3 protein-coding genes and 1 pseudogene are annotated in these 17,824 nt (G+C 66.1%); all 4 read right to left on the bottom strand.

The genetic code is table 11. The features are described from left to right. Window positions 1–71 precede the first annotated feature (71 nt). On the bottom strand, window positions 72–2,030 hold the full coding sequence (locus LUB09_RS04920; RefSeq protein WP_231421815.1) for a MacB family efflux pump subunit: 1,959 nt from the start codon (window positions 2,028–2,030) through the stop codon (window positions 72–74). 3 nt (window positions 2,031–2,033) lie between these two features. Then, window positions 2,034–3,185, bottom strand: a complete 1,152-nt coding sequence (macA, locus tag LUB09_RS04915; protein ID WP_209981251.1) for a macrolide transporter subunit MacA — start codon at window positions 3,183–3,185, stop codon at window positions 2,034–2,036. 367 nt (window positions 3,186–3,552) lie between these two features. Continuing rightward, window positions 3,553–16,275: an amino acid adenylation domain-containing protein gene (locus LUB09_RS04910; RefSeq protein WP_442964092.1), complete on the bottom strand. Its 12,723-nt coding sequence runs from the start codon at window positions 16,273–16,275 to the stop codon at window positions 3,553–3,555. 162 nt (window positions 16,276–16,437) lie between these two features. After that, window positions 16,438–17,769: pseudogene (locus LUB09_RS24000) on the bottom strand (condensation domain-containing protein); the annotation flags it as partial. Window positions 17,770–17,824: the final 55 nt, after the last annotated feature.

Genomic DNA, 17,824 nt, shown 5'->3' with positions numbered 1-17,824 from the left:
ATTGCAGCGTGTCAGCCACTGCATGTGCGACTGAAACACCGCGATCGGGAGCAAGCCCCCTTCCACCTTTGTCAATCTCTGGCCAACGCCTCAATCGGATCCAGCCGCGCCGCATTCCTTGCCGGCACAAACCCGAACACAATGCCGATCAGCGTGGAACAGGCAAACGCGGTGACCACCGAGCCCACCGAAAACACCATCTCCCACTCTTTCACAAACAGCGAAAACAGGTAGCCGATGGCGTAGGACAGCGAGATCCCGATGATCCCGCCGATCAGACACACCATCACCGCCTCCACCAGGAACTGCTGGCGAATATCCGACTGCCGCGCGCCCACCGCCATACGAATACCGATCTCGCGGGTCCGCTCGGTGACCGACACCAGCATGATATTCATCACGCCGATACCACCCACCAGCAACGAAATCACCGCGATCAGCGACAGCAGCAAGGCCAGGGAGCGGCTGGTGTTCTGCACGGTCTGCATGATGCTGTCGAGGTTATTGGTGAAGAAATCCTTGGTGCCGTGGCGTTGCAGCATCAGCTTGTTGACGTTGTCCTCCACCACCTTGCTCGGCTGGCCGTCCTTGATGCGCACGGTGATGCTGTCCAGATGACGCTGACCCAGCACGCGCCCCGCCGCCGTCTCGTAAGGCACCCACACGTTCAGCGACTTGCTGGCGGCGAACATGTTTTTATTCTCGGCCGTCACTCCGATCACCGTGCACGGCAGGTTGCCCACCAGAATCACCTGGCCGAGCGGGTCGACATGCGCGCCAAACAGGCGCTGGCGGGTGTTGTGGTCGATCACCACCACCTGGGCCTGGCGCCGCGCATCGTTTTCGCTGAAGGCAATACCGGCTTCGAGCTTCAGGCCCTTGACCTTGAAGTAGCGCTCGCTCACCCCGTTGACCTGCGCATCCAGGTCGATATTGCCAAAGCGCAGCAGCAGGTTGCGGCCCACCACCGGCGTGGCGCTGTCGACGTAATACAGCTGGTTCAACGCGTCCACATCCGAGGGCATCAGCGTCTCGATGGCCGAAGCACGGCTGTCGCCGAAACTGGTGCCGGAAAAAATATCGATGGTATTGCTGCCGATGGCCTGGATGTCCTTGAGCACGTAGCGCTTGGCCCCTTCGCCGATGGCCGAGATCGACACCACCGAGGTGATGCCGATGACGATGCCGAGCATGGTCAGCAGCGTGCGCATGCGGTGCGACACCAGCGCGACCCAGGCCATGTTGAACGCCTCCTTGAACAACCCCAGGCTCGCCACCAGCCGCCGCGCACCACTGCGTCGTGACTCGATGGGCGTTTCGCCGGGCAGCTCGAGGCCGACACTGGCATTGGCCTTGTCGCTGACGATCTCGCCATCGCACACCTCGACGATGCGCTGGGCATTGGCCGCCACCTTGGGGTCGTGGGTGACAATGATCACCGTATGCCCGGCCGCGTGCAGCTCGGCGAGGATGCGCATCACCTCCTTGCCGCTGTGGGTGTCGAGCGCCCCGGTGGGCTCGTCGGCGAGGATCACTTCGCCGCCGTTCATCAAAGCCCGGGCGATACTCACCCGTTGCTGCTGACCGCCGGACAGCTGACTGGGCCGGTGGCTGGTGTGCCCGGCCAGGCCCAGCCGCGTCAGCAGTTCGCGGGCGCGGCTGTGGCGCTGACTCTCGGGGGTGCCGGCGTAGATCGCCGGCATTTCCACGTTGTGCAACGCGCTCAGGTGCGCCAGCAAGTGATAGCGCTGGAAGATAAACCCGAAGTAATCGCGGCGCAGCTCCGCCAGTTGCTCATCGCCCAGGGAGCGGGTCTCGATGCCGTTGATTTTGTAGCTGCCAGCGGTGGCGTAATCCAGGCCGCCGAGGATGTTCATCAAGGTGGACTTGCCCGAGCCGGACGCGCCGATGATCGCGACCATCTCCCCCGCCTGGATCGTCAGGTCGATACCCTTGAGCGCAATGAATTCACGCTCGCCGGCCATGAAACTGCGGGTGATGCCCTTGAGCTCCAACAGTGGCTGGGTCATGGCTCAGTTCCCCGCCACGGCAGGCGTGGCGTCGCCGATCACCACTTTGTCGCCCTCGACCAGGCCGTCGAGGATCTGCACCTTGACGTTGTTGTTGATGCCGGTCTTCACGTTGCGCGCCAGCGCCTTGCCCTTGGCATCCAGCACCCGCAGCGCATAGCTGCCATCGTTGTTGCGCGCGCCCAGCGCCGCCACCGGCACCATCAGCGCCCCCTGGGCGGTGTCGAGCACGATGCGCACCTGGGCGGTCATGGCGATGCGCAGGCGATGGTCGGGGTTGGGCACGTCGAACAGCGCGTTATAGAACACCGCCGTGTTCTGCTTGGGCGTACCGGCGCTCTGGGTCTCAAGGAAGTTCTGCGGCGCCGGCTCCGTGCCGCGCAGTTTGGCGTAGTAGCGCTTGTCGGCCTCGCCGAGAATGGTGAAATACACCTGCTGGCCGGGGCTGATATGAATCACATCCGCCTCGGACACCTGGGCCTTGACGGTCATGGTGTCCAGGTCCGCCAACTTGAGCAGCACCGGCGCCAGCTGGTTGGCGATCACCGTCTGGCCTTCCTGGGTGACGATGCCCACCACATCGCCGTCGATCGGCGCATTGATGCGGGTGTAGGTCAGGTTGACCTTGGCGGTGTCGATCTGGATATGCGCGCTCTTGATCTGCGCATCCAGCGACAGCAGGTTGGCCTGCTGCACCTGGTAGGTTGACTCGGCGTCTTCGAAGTCCTGACGGGACACTGACTCGTCGATCTGCAGGCCCTTGTAGCGCTCGTACACCGACTTGGCCTGCTTGAGCTGCGCCGCCGTGGCGCGGCGCTGGGCCTGGAGGTTTTCTTCGTCGACCTGGGCCTTGCGCAGGGTGTTCTGCAGGATCAGGGGGTCGATTTCGGCGAGCCACTGGCCCTTTTTTACCTTGTCGCCGACTTTGACCTTGAGTGATTTCAACTGGCCGGAGACCTGGGCGCCGACGTCGACTTGTTTGATGCCTTCGAGCAGGCCGGTGGCCAGGACGGCGTTTTCGATATCGCCGCGTTCGGCGGTGGCCGTCAGGTATTGGGGGGTGTCGGCGGGGGCCTGTAGGGTGTAGATGATCAGGCCTATGGCGATGGCCAACAGGGTGAATAAGCCGATTTTGCGGAATTTAGACGTTTGCATAAATGCCCATAAAAGATGATGAGGTTTTTGGGGGTATATCCGTTGCTGCGGTTACGGCTGCTTAGGGTTCCGCCCTTACGGCGGGCCACTTTGGAAAAGCCGGAATGCCGGCCCAGCCCAAAGTAACCAAAGGGCTCTTGCCCCAACACTCGGCACCTCGCCCGGGCTCGGTGTGCCCGAACGCAAGATCAAAGGCCAAAGCCAAAGCCAAAGCAGGACCAAGCAGATTGATACTCTCCTGAAAGATGGCGATCCAAAGGTGGGAGGGGGCTTGCTCCCGATGGCAGTGTGTCAGCTACCAATAAGCTGACTGACCCACCCTCATCGGGAGCAAGCCCCCTCCCACGTTTTGAGCGGCATACACCCGTCACGACACCACCTCCCCAACCACCAACGACTCAAGCCACCACTTGGCCAACCCAGAAACATTGGGCGCCTTAAGCAACGTGAAGTGATTCCCCCCGCCATACCAAACCTCAAAGCCATCCCCCTGGCCACGCCACCCCTCAATCATCGCCCCCTGCTCCCGCAGATTGCCCACCGCATCCAGCGCAGGATCCTGCGCCAACACCAACCTCACCACCCCGCCATACCGCCGCCCAGGCCGATACACCGTGCGCAACGCCGCCGCATACGTACGCGCCGGCCCCACCATCGCCTCCACCGCCGCCCGCGCGGGCAGCAATCCGACCGCCACCATCCCCGCATGCAACGCGAGCCGCTGCGCCACCTCATCGCGCCCGGCGAATTCCACCGGATCAATCCCCAGCGGCCGGCCGGCCGACAACTGCATCGCCTCGATCAACCGCAACAACGCCGCCGTCGACGTATACGGCCGTCCCACCACGCCATTGCCGCCCGGCGCTTCACTGTCGATCACCGTCAACGACGCCACCTCGCGCCCGGCCGCCTGCAAGCGCAGCGCCATCTCCAGCGCCACCCAGCCGCCGAACGAATGCCCGAGCAGATGCACCTGCCCGTGCGGGCATTCCTGTTCCAGCGCCGTGAGGTAACACTGCGCCGCCGCCTCGACCTGGCTGTGAGGCACCGCCTCGCCGTCCAGCCCGCGCGGCTGCAGGCCGAACAGCGGCCAGTCACGCCCGAGCGCTTCGCCCAATCCCACGAACCCGGTGACGCTGTCGCCCGCCCCCGGTACGCAGAACACCGGCGCAAACCCCGGCCGCCCGCTTTGGATACGCAGCAGCGACTGATGGGCCGCCTGCGTCACCGGTAACGAGGCTGCCAGGGCAGCCGACATCGCAGCCCCCAGCTCGCGGATATGCGGCGCCTTCATCATGCTCTGGTGCGTGCCAGGCACTTCGATCTGGCGCAGTTGCCCCGGCGCCAGCGCGTCGCTCCAGCCCAGGGAATTACTGCGCCGCGACAGCTCGGTGAGCCGCTCCTGCGCGCTGAACAAATGCACCGCCACCGGCAGCGGGAACAGGCTGTAATGGGCCAGCGCGTGGCCGTGGCCGACCTCGCGTTCGATGAAGCTGATCAAGTCGGCGTCTTCGGCCGCCGCCATTTGCGGGTGCAGCAAACCTTCATCGCGACAACATTGCAGCAAGCCAGCAAGGTCCAGCTGTTGAGTGTCTGCTTCCAGTTGCGCCAGTCTTGCCACTTCATCAACACCTCCTTGTACGGTCCAATGTGCAGTGCACTGCAGCAGCAGATGCCGCTTGAGCGCCTGCGGTCCTTCCCAGCGCGCCTTGCCCTGGTCGGTCATGCGCGGCACGAAGCTGTCGATCAAGCCGAGGAACGCCACCGGCTCATCCAGCCCCAGCAACTGCATCGCCACTTCATAAGCGAGCACGCCGCCGAACGACCAGCCCGCGACCCGGTAAGGTCCGTGCGGCTGAATCTCGCGGATCAGGCCAACCATGCGCGCCGCCAGGCCTTCCATGGTGTTCAGGTGCGACTCGCCCAGTGCCAGGCCCGGCAAGCCGTAGATCGGGTAGTCACCGGCCAGATGCTGACCCAGCGCCGGGAAATACACGTCCATGCCGCTGAACTCGTGCACCAGAAACAACGGCGGCTGCGTGCCGCTGCTGCGCACGGTGATCACCGTGGTGTCGCGCACCGTCTGCGCATTGCGCTGGCGCAGCATCGATGCCACGTTCGCCACGCTGGCGTGCTCGAACAGTTCGGCCAGGCTCACCACAAGCCCTGCGTCCTCCATCAGGCTGACCAGACGGATCGCAAGCAATGAATGCCCGCCCAGTTCGAAGAAACTGTCATTGCGCCCCACCTGCTCCAGCTTGAGCACCTCGGCCCACAGGTGCGCCAGGGTCTGCTCCAGAGCATCGCGCGGCGCTTCGAACACGGCCCCGGCCAGGGCCTGCACAGCGGGAACCGGCAAGGCCTTGCGGTCGATCTTGCCGTTGCCGGTCAGCGGCAGCCGCGCCAGTGGCAGGTAGGCCGACGGCACCATGTAGTCCGGCAGTTGCGCCTGCAGATGGGCGCGCAGGCTGTCGCTGCCGACGGGTTCGCCCGCCCAGGTGAAATAGGCCACCAACCGCTTGTCACCCGGCACGTCTTCGCGGGCCAGCACCACCACGTCCTGCAGTGCGGCGTGGGTCGCCAGGCGCGCTTCGATCTCGCCCAACTCGATGCGGAAGCCGCGAATCTTCACCTGATCGTCGTTGCGCCCGATGCACTCCAGCAGCCCGTCCGCCGTCCAGCGGCCCAGATCCCCGGTGCGGTACATCAGTGACCCGCCATTGAACGGGTTTTGCACGAACTGTTCGGCGCTCAATTGCGCACGGTTCAGATAGCCCAGGGCCACGCCGTCGCCGCCAATGCAGATTTCTCCGCTCACGCCCACCGGTACCGGCTGCAACTGCGCATCCAGCACATAGACCTGGGTATTGGAAATCGGCCGGCCAATCGGCACGCTGTCGGCGTCCTCGGCCAGTGCGCGCACTTCATAAGTGGTCGCGTAGGTGGTGGTTTCCGTCGGCCCGTAGCAATGCACCAGGCGCAGCGCCGGTGCCCGTGCCAACAGGCTGCGGAACGCCGCCGGGTCGGCACGCTCGCCGCCGCACAACAGAATGCGCAACCCCGCCAGCGCATCGGGTATCAACTGCACGTACTGGTTGAACAAGGCCGTGGTGACGAACAGCACCGTCGCCCCCTCCAGCGCCGCGCCAAAGGCGGCCGGGTCGAGCAAGGTGGCGTGATCGATGACCTGCACCTGCCCGCCGTTGAGCAGCGGCCCCCACACATCCATGGTGCTGGCGTCGAACGCCGGGTTGGAGGCGAACGCCACGCGGTCACCGGCGTTGAAGTCGGCGTAGCCATTGTTGATGACCAGCCGGGTGATGCCACGGTGGGGCACCAGCACGCCCTTCGGCGTACCGGTGGAGCCCGAGGTGTACATCACGTAGGCCACACTGTCCGACGCCTGCGACAGGTCGGGGTTGTGCGCCGGTTGCGGATCGAACACCTCGGTGTCGAGGTCCAGGCGCGCAACCGTGTAGTCGACGGTGATGTCGCTGCGGGTCAGCAGCCGCACCGCGCCGCTGTCCTGCACCATGAAACCCTGGCGTTCGGCGGGCGCGTTGATGTCCAGCGGCACATAGGCGGCGGCACATTTCAATACGGCCAACTGGCCGACAATCAAGTCAATGCCGCGCGGCAGCAGGATCGCCACGCTGTCGCCGGCACACACGCCCAGGCCAAGCAGATGATGGGCCAGGCGGTTGGCGCGGGTGTTCAGCTCGCCGTAGCTCAAGCGCTGCTCGCCGTGCACCACCGCCAACGCACCGGGACGCGCCTGCGCCTGGGCCTCGAACAGACGTTGCACGGTGTGCGCACGGGGGAACTCCCGGTCGGTGGCATTGAATGTCTCGATCACTTGCCGGCGCTCGACGGCCGGCAGGATCGACACCGCACTGATGGCGCTGTCGACGTTCTGCTCCAATGCCTCCACCAGGTGCTCCAGCGCCGTCTGCAGGTAATCGCACAAACGCTGCGCGCCCTGCCCTGCGGCCGTCAGGCTGAAGCCGTCGCCCAGGTCGTCGACGCTCATCGACAGGCCGTAGCTGGAACGTTCCTCGGCCTCGAGCAGATGAATACCCTGCCACGCCATGGCGGCCTCGGCGCTCATCGCTGCCGCCGCCCCGGCACTGTGGCGATAGTTGAACAGCACGTTGAACAACGGCGTGTTCGCCGGCACGCTGCTGCAGCGTTGGGCCAGGGCCAGCGACGCGTGCTCATGACGGAGCAGACGCGACAGGCGCGCATGGGTGTCGCGCAGCGCACTGCGCACCGAGTGTTCACCGAGGTCGACGCGCAGCGGCAAGGTGTTGATGAACACCCCCATCGCGCGCTCGGCGCCTTCGCCACCCTGCAGGCGGCCCAGCATCACGCTGCCGAACACCACGGTGTCGCGACCGGCCACTTTGCCCATCACCTGCGCCCAGCCCAGGTGCATCAGGCTGGCGGCACTCACGCCCGCGCGGCGGGCCTGGGCACGCAGGCGCTGGCTCAGCGCGCTGTCGAGCAGGCGTTGCGCTTTTTCATCCGCGCCCGGCACACAGAGCAGGGTCGGCTCGTCGACCTGACCCAGCATGTCGCAAAAGAACGCTTCGTGTTCCTGCTCGGTCATGCCCAGCCGGGTCTGCGCCACATAGTTGCGATAAGGCACCGCCGTTCCCAGTGCTGCGCCCTCGCCGCTCAGCAGCGCCTGCATGTCGTGCTTGAGGATTTCCAGGGTGACGTGGTCCATCACCAGGTGGTGAAACAGCAGGGTCGCGACCACGCCTTGTGCCTGCTCGGTGTAGACCAGGCGCATCACCGGCGCCTGAGTCAGGTCCAGGCGCTGCGGCAACGGCCCGCTTTCAACGCGCAGCGCGGCGCCACGCCACACCACTTGCACCGGTTCCTCAAGGCCTTCCCAGTGGAACGACGAGCGCAGGATGTCATGGCGCTGGATCACCGCCTGCAACGCCTCGGCAAAGGCCTGCAGACGCACAACGTTGTCGAACGCAAATTGCGCCTGCAACACATACACATCACCCTGCTGCACTGCGCGGTGGTGATAGAGAATCCCCGCTTGCAGGGGCGCCAGCGGGTAGATGTCCTGCACATTCGCTGCACCGCCGGGGATGGCCGCAACCACCCGGTCGATGGCCGGCTGGTCCAGCGTCACCAGGGTCAGCATGTCCGGGGTGATCGCGCGGCAATCGGCGGCGATGCCGTTGGCCGGCACGGCCACTTCGCGACTGCCGCCCAGGGTTGCCGCCAGCGCTGCCAGCGTCGGCTGGCTGAACAACACGTTCACATCCGCCGACAAGCCAAGGTGCCGCAGGCGCCCCATCAGGCTGACGGCCATCAGCGAATGCCCACCCAGTTCGAAGAAGTTGTCGTGACGCCCTACGCGCTCCACCTCCAGCAGCTCGGCCCACAGGCTGGCCAGGGCGATTTCGGTATCCCCCTCGGGCGCCTCATAGTCGCGCGCCATCACCGATTCGGCGCCCGGCGCCGGCAGGGCCTTGCGGTCGAGCTTGCCGTTGGGGCTCAGCGGCAGCGCGTCCAGGTGCACAAACGCGGCCGGTACCATGAACGCCGGCAGGTGCTGCGCCAGATGATTGCGCAGCACATCGATGTCGCTCTGCTCGCCGGTGTAGTAAGCAATCAGGCGCTGTTCGCGGGCCAGCACCACGGCTTCGTTGACTGCCGGATGTTCGGTCAGCCGCGCCTGGATTTCCCCCAGTTCGATACGCAGGCCGTGGATCTTCACCTGGTCATCATTGCGCCCCAGGTATTCGAGGGTGCCGTCGGCCAGGTAACGACCGACATCGCCGGTGCGGTACAGGCGTCCACCAGTAAATGGATCGTCGAGGAAGCGCTCGGCGCAAAGCTCGGGCCGGTTCAGGTAACCGCGCGCCACCTGCACGCCGCCGATGTACAGCTCGCCGACCACGCCGAGGGGCACCGGCTGCATCTGCGCATCCAGCACATACATGCGGGTATTGGCGATCGGTTTGCCGATCGGTGTGTTATCCGGCATCTCGGCGCGTATGCAGCGCCATGCCGTCACATCCACCGCCGCTTCGGTGGGGCCGTACAGGTTGTACAGGCCGATCCCCGGCAGTTGCTGTTTGAAGCGTCGCACCAGGCTGCCCGGCAGCGCTTCACCGCTGCACATCACCTGCCGCAGCCCCGCCGCCTGGCCGACATCGCCGTGGGCGAGGAACACATCGAGCATCGACGGCACAAAGTGCAAGGTGGTGATCGCTTCGGCTTCGATGACCTCGCACAGGTAGGCCGGGTCCTTGTGCCCGCCGGGACGCGCCATCACCAGCCGCGCACCGGTAAACAGCGGCCAGAAGAACTCCCACACCGACACGTCGAAGCTGAACGGAGTTTTCTGCAGCACCGCGTCAGCGGCCGTCAGGGCATATTCGTCCTGCATCCACAGCAGACGGTTGACCACCCCACTGTGGTCGTTGATCACGCCCTTGGGCTGGCCGGTGGAACCGGAGGTGTAGATCACATAGGCACTGGCCGCGACCACGTTCGGGTTAGCAACCGGCAGGTGCTGCCAGCACGGCACATCCAGCTCGACCACCGGGACTTCGCCGAGCAAACCACGGGGGGCGACCTGGGCCAGCACCACCTGTGGTGCGCTGTCCTGCAGCATGTAGGCAATGCGTTCGCGGGGATACGCCGGGTCCAACGGCACGTAGGCAGCACCGGCCTTGAGCACTGCGTACAGGGCGATGACCATGTCCAGGCCGCGCTCGGCGCACACCGCCACTCGCGCATCCGGTTGCACACCCAGCGCCAGCAGGTGATGGGCCAACTGGTTGGCCCGGGCATTGAGTTCGGCGTAGGTCAGTTGCCGGGTGCCGGCCTTGACCGCCAGCGCATGAGGCGTGCGCTCGACCTGCGCTTCGAACAGGCCGTGCACGGTCTGCTCGAGGTTGTAGTCGACGCTGGTCGCGTTGAATTCGAACAGCAACTGCTGACGCTCGCGCGCGCCCACCAGCGGCACGTGTTCGAGCACTGCCTGGTCGTCATCGACCATCGCCTGCAGCACGCGGGTGAGGTAACCGACGTAACGCTGCGCCGTCGCCTCGTCGAACAAGGCCACCGCGTATTCCAGCGTGCCGAGAATGCTGCCGCCGACTTCGCCCAGGCTCAGGGCCAGATCGAACTTGGCAAAGTGACTCTCCTCGACAATCGCTTCCAGCGTCAGGTCGCCCAGACGCAGGGCCGGCGCGCTGCTGTCCTGCCAGGTGAGCAGCGTCTGGAAGATCGGGCTGTGAGAGAGGCTGCGCGGCGGCCGCACGACTTCCACGACTTTTTCGAACGGCAGGTCCTGGTGCGACTGGGCGGCCAGGGTCACCGCCCTGACCCGCGCCAGCAGCGCCTCGGTGCTCGGCTCGTCGCTGGTGTCGATGCGCACCGCCAGGGTGTTGACGAACAGGCCGATCAGCCCTTCTACTTCGCTGCGCGTGCGGTTGGCCACCGGCGAACCGATCACCAGATCCTGCTGGCCGGACAGCCGCGCCAGCAAGGAGGCCCAGGCACTCATCACGGTCATGTACAACGTCACGCCGTGACGCTGACTCAAGGCCTTGAGCCCGGCGCTCAGGCGATCGTCCAGGCGCACTTCGACGGTATTGCCGGCATAGTTCTGCTGCGCCGGGCGCGGGCGGTCGGTGGGCAGCGTCAGCAACGGCGGCGCACCGGCCAGGGCCTGCTGCCAATAAGTGCTTTGACGGTGCAGCACTTCGCCGCTCAACCACAGGCGTTGCCACACGGCAAAGTCGGCGTACTGGATCGCCAGTGGCGGCAGCGGATCGGGCTGACCGTGACTGAACGCCTGGTACAGCGCCATCAGCTCACGGGTCAACACGCCCATGGACCAGCCATCGGAGACAATGTGGTGCAGGGTCAGCAGCAGCACATGATGATCGTCGGCCAGTATCACCAGGCGCCCACGCAGCAGCGGGCCGCGCTCCAGGTCGAACGGCGCCGAGGCTTCACCGTGGATCAACGCGTCCAGCGCCTGCTGCGGCTGCGGATGGCGACGCAGGTCCTGCACCTGCAGCGGCAGCACATCTTCCGGCGCTGCGATCAGCACCTGGGCGTCGTCACCGTTCTGGGCGAAACGACTGCGCAGGGTTTCGTGCCGCGCGACGATGCGCGCGAGGGCACGTTGCAGCGCCTGCACGTGCAACTGACCACGCAAGCGCAGGCCAATCGGAATGTTGTAGGCGGTGTTGGCGCCTTCCAGCAGCGCCAGGAACCACAGGCGCTGCTGAGCGAACGACAGCGGCACCTCGTTATCCCGGTTGGCCGGCAGAATGTCCGGCAACACGCTGCGCCCCGCCAGGGCCAGCACCTGGGCGACCGCCGCCAGCTCGGGGTTGGCAAACAGGTCGGCCAGCAGCAGCTCGACCCCCAGGCGCTGACGCACCTGGGACACCATGCGCATGGCCAGCAGTGAGTGCCCGCCCAGCTCGAAAAAGTGATCGCGACGCCCCACCTGCGCCACCTGCAGCACCTCCGCCCAGATCTGCGCGAGCACGCTTTCAATCTCACCCTGCGGCGCCTCGTAGTCGCGGATGAACAGCGCAGCCAGGTCCGGCGCGGGCAAAGCCTTGCGGTCCAGCTTGCCGTTAGCGGTCAGCGGCAGCGCATCAAGGCGCACGTAAGCGGCCGGGACCATGTAGTCCGGCAGGTGCGCGACGAGGTGGGCGCGAATCTCGCCGGCAGTCAGGCTGCCAGCCGACGGATGCTCGGTGAAATACGCCACCAGCCGCTCGTCACACACCAGCACCACGGCTTCCTGGATGCCCGGCAGTTGGTTGAGCCGGGTCTCGATTTCGCCGAGTTCGATACGCACGCCACGGATTTTCACCTGGTCGTCGTTGCGGCCCAGGTATTCAAGGGTGCCATCGGGCAACCAGCGCGCCAGGTCGCCGGTACGGTACATGCGGCCGTGGTTGAAGGGGTCGCGCAGGAAGCGCTCGGCGGTCAGGTCCGGGCGGTTCAGGTAGCCACGCGCCACGCCGGTGCCGCCCACGTACAACTCACCGGCCACGCCCAGAGGCACCGGGCGTTGCTGTTCGTCCAGCAAATACACCTGGGCATTGGCCACCGGCTTGCCGATATGCAGCGGCCGACCGACTTCGAGCAGGCCGGAGGTGGCGACCACCGTGGCTTCGGTAGGGCCGTAGTTATTGACTAGCGCAAAGGACTGCGCATGGCTGAACTGGCGCAGGCGGTCGCCGCCGATCAGCAGGGTGCGCAGGGTCGGGTGTTTGATGTGCTGGCTGAAGGCGTATTCGGCCACCGGCGTGGGCAGAAAGCACACGTCCAAGGGTTGCGCGCACCACCAGGCCAGCAGCGCGTCGATGTCTTCGGCGCCGTCACTGGCCGGCGGCAGGTGCAGGGTCGCGCCCACGCACAGCGCCGGCCAGACTTCCCAGGCCATCGCGTCAAAGCCGAAACCGGCAACGCTGGCGGTGTGGCACCCGGCGCACAGGTCGAAGGCGTGGCAATGCCAGTCCACCAGGTTGACCACGCTGTGGTGTTCCACCATCACGCCTTTGGGCAGGCCGGTGGAGCCGGAGGTGTAGATCACGTAAGCCAGGTTCGACGGCGCGACCGCAACCGCCGGATGCACAGGCTGATCCCAGGCACTGCCATCGAGTTCGATCACCGGCACGTCCACGGCGGGCAGGCGCTCGAGCAACGCATGCTGGGTGAGCACCGCTACCGGCGCGCAATCGCTGAGCAGGTAAGCCAGGCGCTCGGCCGGGTGCGACGGGTCGACCGGCACATAACAGGCGCCGGCCTTGAGAATCGCCAGCAACCCGACCAGGGTGTCGAGGCCGCGCCGGGCAACGATGGCCACGCGGTCGTCGGGCTGTACGCCCAGGCCCAGCAAGTGATGAGCCAGGCCATTGGCATGGCGGTCGAGTTCGGCGTAGGTCAGCTGCCGCTCACCCGCCTGCGCCGCAATCGCGTGGGGCGTGCGCGCCGCCTGGGCAACGAACCGGCCGTGCAGGGTCTGCTCGTCGCGAGCCGGCATCGCCGTCGCGTTGAAGTCCACCAGCACCTGCTGATGCTCGTGCTCATCCAGCAACGGCACTTGGGCCAGCACCGCCTGATCGTCCGCGACCATCGCCTGCAGCACGCGGGTGAAGTAACCGACGTAGCGGCGCACTGTCGATTCATCGAACAGCGCCACGGCGTATTGCAACGCGCCACTGATGCGACCCTGCGCTTCGCACAGGTCCAGGGTCAGTTCGAACTTGGCAAACAGGTTCTGTTGGGCAACGTTTTCCAGGGTCAGGTCCCCCAGCGCCAGTGCTGGCGCGCTGCTGTCCTGCCACGCCAGCAAGGTCTGGAACACCGGCGTATGGGCCAGGCTGCGCACCGGCCGGGCGATCTCCACCACCTGTTCGAACGGCAGGTCCTGATGGGCCTGGGCCGCCAGGCTCTGCGCCTTGACCCGCGCCAGCAGCGCTTCAGTGCTGGGCTCGCCGGACGTGTCGATGCGCACCGCCAGGGTGTTGACGAACAGGCCGATCAGCCCCTCGACTTCACTGCGCGTGCGGTTGGCCACCGGCGAACCGATCACCAGGTCGTGCTGACCGGACAAGCGCGCCAGCAACGCCGCCCAGGCCCCCATCAACGTCATGTACAGCGTCACGCCATGGCGCTGACTCAAGGCCTTGAGGCCGGCGGTCAAGCGTTCGTCAAGGCGCACCTCGACGCTGCCGCCAGTGTAGTCCTGCTGCGCCGGACGCGCGCGGTCAGTGGGCAAGGTGAGCAAGGCCGGCGCACCGGCCAGGGCCTGCTGCCAATAATCGCTCTGACGCTGCAGCACCTCGCCGCTCAACCACAGGCGTTGCCACACGGCAAAGTCGGCGTACTGGATCGCCAGCGGCGGCAGCGGGTCGGGTTGACCGTGGCTGAACGCCTGGTACAGCGCCATCAGCTCGCGGGTGAGCACGCCCATGGACCAACCATCGGAGACAATGTGGTGCAGGGTCAGCAGCAGCACATGATGATCGTCGGCCAGTACCACCAGACGCCCGCGCAGCAGCGGGCCGTGTTCCAGGTCGAACGGCGCCGAGGCGTCCTGGTGAATCAGGGCCTGCAGGGCGTGTTGCGGTTCGGCGTGATGGCGCAGGTCCTGCACATGCAGCAGCGCCCCCTCCTCCACCGGCACGGTCAGCACCTGGGTATCGTCGCCGTACTGGACAAACCGGCTGCGCAGGGTGTGATGGCGCACCACGATACGCGCCAGCGCCTGTTGCAAGGCATCTGCCTGCAACGGCCCGCGCATGCCCAGGGCGATGGGAATGTTGTAGGCACTGTTGCCGCCGTCCATGCGCGCTAAAAACCACAGGCGCTGCTGGGCGAACGACAGCGGCACGTCGCTGTTGCCGCTGATCGGCAGAATATCCGGCAAGGTGCTGCGCCCGGCCTCGGCCAGCACCTGAGCGACCGCCGCCAGTTCGGCATTGGCAAACAGATCGGCCAGCAGCAGCTCGACGCCCAGGCGCTGGCGAATCTGCGAGACCATGCGCATCGCCAGCAACGAATGCCCGCCCAATTCAAAGAAATGATCGCGTCGGCCCACGCGCTCCACCTGCAGGACATCGACCCAGATCTGCGCCAGCAGCGTCTCGATGTCGCCCTCGGGGGCCTCGTAGTCACGGCTGAACACGGCGGCGCTGTCCGGTGCCGGCAGGGCCTTGCGGTCGAGTTTGCCGTTGGCGGTCAGCGGCAGCGCGTCGAGTTTCATGTAGGCGACCGGGACCATGTAGTCCGGCAAATGCGCCACCAGGTGCGCTCGGAGGGTGCCGACATCCTGGGGTTCGAGTTGCGGGTTCTCGGTAAAATACGCCACCAGCCGCTCTTCACGCACCAGCACCACCGCTTCCTGAATACCCGGCAACTGGTTGATCCGGGTTTCGATTTCGCCGAGTTCGATGCGCATGCCGCGAATCTTCACCTGGTCGTCGTTGCGTCCCAGGTACTCGATATTACCGTCGGGCAACCAGCGCGCCAGGTCGCCAGTGCGGTACATGCGGCCCTGGCTGAACGGGTCCTGGAGGAAGCGTTCGGCGGTCATTTCGGGCCGGTTGAGGTAACCGCGCGCCACGCCGCTGCCGCCCACATACAATTCACCGGCCACGCCCAACGGCACCGGGCGCTGTTGTGCGTCGAGCAGGTAGACCCGCGCGTTGGCGATGGGCTTGCCGATGTGCAAGGCGCGGCCCGCCTCGACCTTGCCGGAGGTGGCGACCACCGTGGCTTCGGTGGGCCCGTAGTTGTTGATCACCTCGAAGGTTTGCCCACGGTTGAACGCGCGCAGGCGGTCGCCGCCGATCAGCAGGGTGCGCAGGGTCGGGTGGTCGATCTGCTGGCTGAACGCGTACTCGGCCACCGGCGTGGGCAAAAAGCACACGTCCAGAGGTTGCGCGCACCACCAGCCCAGCAGCGCGTCGATGTCTTCGGCGCCGTCACTGGCCGGCGGCAGGTGCAGGGTCGCGCCCACGCACAGCGCCGGCCAGACTTCCCAGGCCATCGCGTCAAAGCCGAAACCGGCGACGCTGGCAGTGTGGCGTCCGGCGCGCAGGTCGAAGGCGCGGCAATGCCAGTCCACCAGGTTGGCCACGGTGTGGTGCTCGACCATCACGCCCTTGGGCAGGCCGGTGGAACCGGAGGTGTAGATCACATACGCAAGGTTCGACGGCATAACCGCGACCTGCGGATTGCTTGCCGAGTGATGCTGCCAGGTGTAGCGGTCCAGATTGATCACCGGCACGTCCAGCGCGGGCAGGCGCTCGATCAACGCATGCTGAGTGAGTACCGCCACCGGCGCGCTGTCGCTGAGCAGGTAGGCCAGGCGTTCGGCCGGGTGCGAGGGGTCGACGGGCACGTAGCAGGCGCCGGACTTGAGGATCGCCAGCAAGCCGGCCAGGGTGTCCAGGCCGCGGCGGGCGACGATGGCGACGCGGTCATCCGGTTTCACGCCCAGCGCCAGCAGGTGATGGGCCAGCAGGTTGGCCTGCTGGTTCAACTCGGCATAGGTCAACTGGCGGCCTTGATGCACGGCGGCGATCGCATCCGGCGTCAGCGCGGCCTGGATCTCGATGCGCCCATGCAGGGTGGTGCCCTGGGGGAAATCGGCGGCGGTCGCGTTGAGCGTTTCCAGCAACAGGTGTTGCTCGGCCGCGGGCACCACCGGCAGTTGATCGAGCGCGGTGTGCGGTGCCTGCTCCAGGGCCGTCACCAGGTTTTCCAGGGCGGTTTGCAGATAGGCGCAAACGCGTTGCGGGTCGACCTGGGTGCTGGCCAGCAGGCTCAGGCCGAAGCCGTCGCCCAGGTCATCGACACTAAGGGTCAGCGGGTAATTGGTGCGTTCCTCGGCGCGCAGTGCCGAGATGCCCTGCCAGGCCGCAACCGCTTCGGCACTCGCCGCCGGGGCACTGTGGCGATAGTTGAGCAACGCGCTGAACAACGGCGTGGGCGCGGTCACGCCGCTGCAACGCTGGGCCAGGGCCAGCGCTGCATGCTCATGGCGCATCAAGGTGGTCAGCCGCGCGTGGGTGGCCTTGACCCCGGCGCGTACCGCCTGACCGTCGACGTCGACGCGAAACGGCAGGGTATTGATGAAAATACCCAAGGCGCGGTCCGTGGCATGGCTGCCCTGCATACGCCCCATCAGCACGGTGCCGAACACCACCTGTTGCTTGCCGGCCAGTGCGCCCAACACCTGGCCCCAGCCCATGTGAAACAGGCTCGCGGCGCTCACCCCCAATAACCGCGCCTGCATGCGCAGGCGCTGGCACAACTCGGCCGCCAGCGGCAGGCTGACCTCGGCAATGCCGCGCGCATCGCCCTGCACATCCTGCAGGCCAAATGGCAGCGTCGGCTCACTGATGTCGCCAAGCATCTGCCGGAAGAAGCTTTCGTGTTCCTGCTCGCTGATGCCCAGACGGGCCTGTGCCACATAGTTGCGAAACGGCACGGCCTGGCCCAGCACCGCGCCCTGCCCCAACAGGCAGGCCTGCATTTCGTGGCACACCACGTCAAGGGCGCTGTGATCCAGGGCCATGTGATGGAACAGCAAGGTAGCGACGAGGCGCTGGTTGGCCAGGTCCTCGGCGTATACCAGGCGCAGCAGCGGCGCCTGCGTCACATCCAGCCGGTAGTGCCGGGCGTCGAAGCGCGCGTGCAGTTGCGCGGCGATATCGCCGTCGGCCGGGTCCAGCTCAAGGGCCTGCACCGGCAGGCGCGCCTGGCGCCACACCACTTGCGAGGGCTGTTGCAGACCGTCCCACACCACGCCGGTGCGCAGAATATCGTGCCGGTCCATGACGCTTTGCAGCGCCTGGGCAAACGCCTCGAAACGCTCAAGGCTGTCGAAGGCGAACTGCGACTGCATCACATAGGGGTCGCCCTGTTCGGCGCTGACGTGGTGAAACAGAATGCCTTCCTGCAGCGGCGCCAGCGGGTAAATGTCCTGGATATTCGCCACGCCGCCGTCGACGCTGGCGACAATGCGCTCGATCTCTTCCTGGCTCAGGGTGGACAGGGTCAGCATGTCCGGGGTAATGCGCGTTGCGCCAGCGGGGATGCCATTGGCCGGCACCGGTACC

It is taken from the genome of Pseudomonas sp. Leaf59, from assembly GCF_920984685.1.
GTDB lineage: Bacteria > Pseudomonadota > Gammaproteobacteria > Pseudomonadales > Pseudomonadaceae > Aquipseudomonas.
This window is presented reverse-complemented; position numbering and strand designations above follow the sequence as displayed.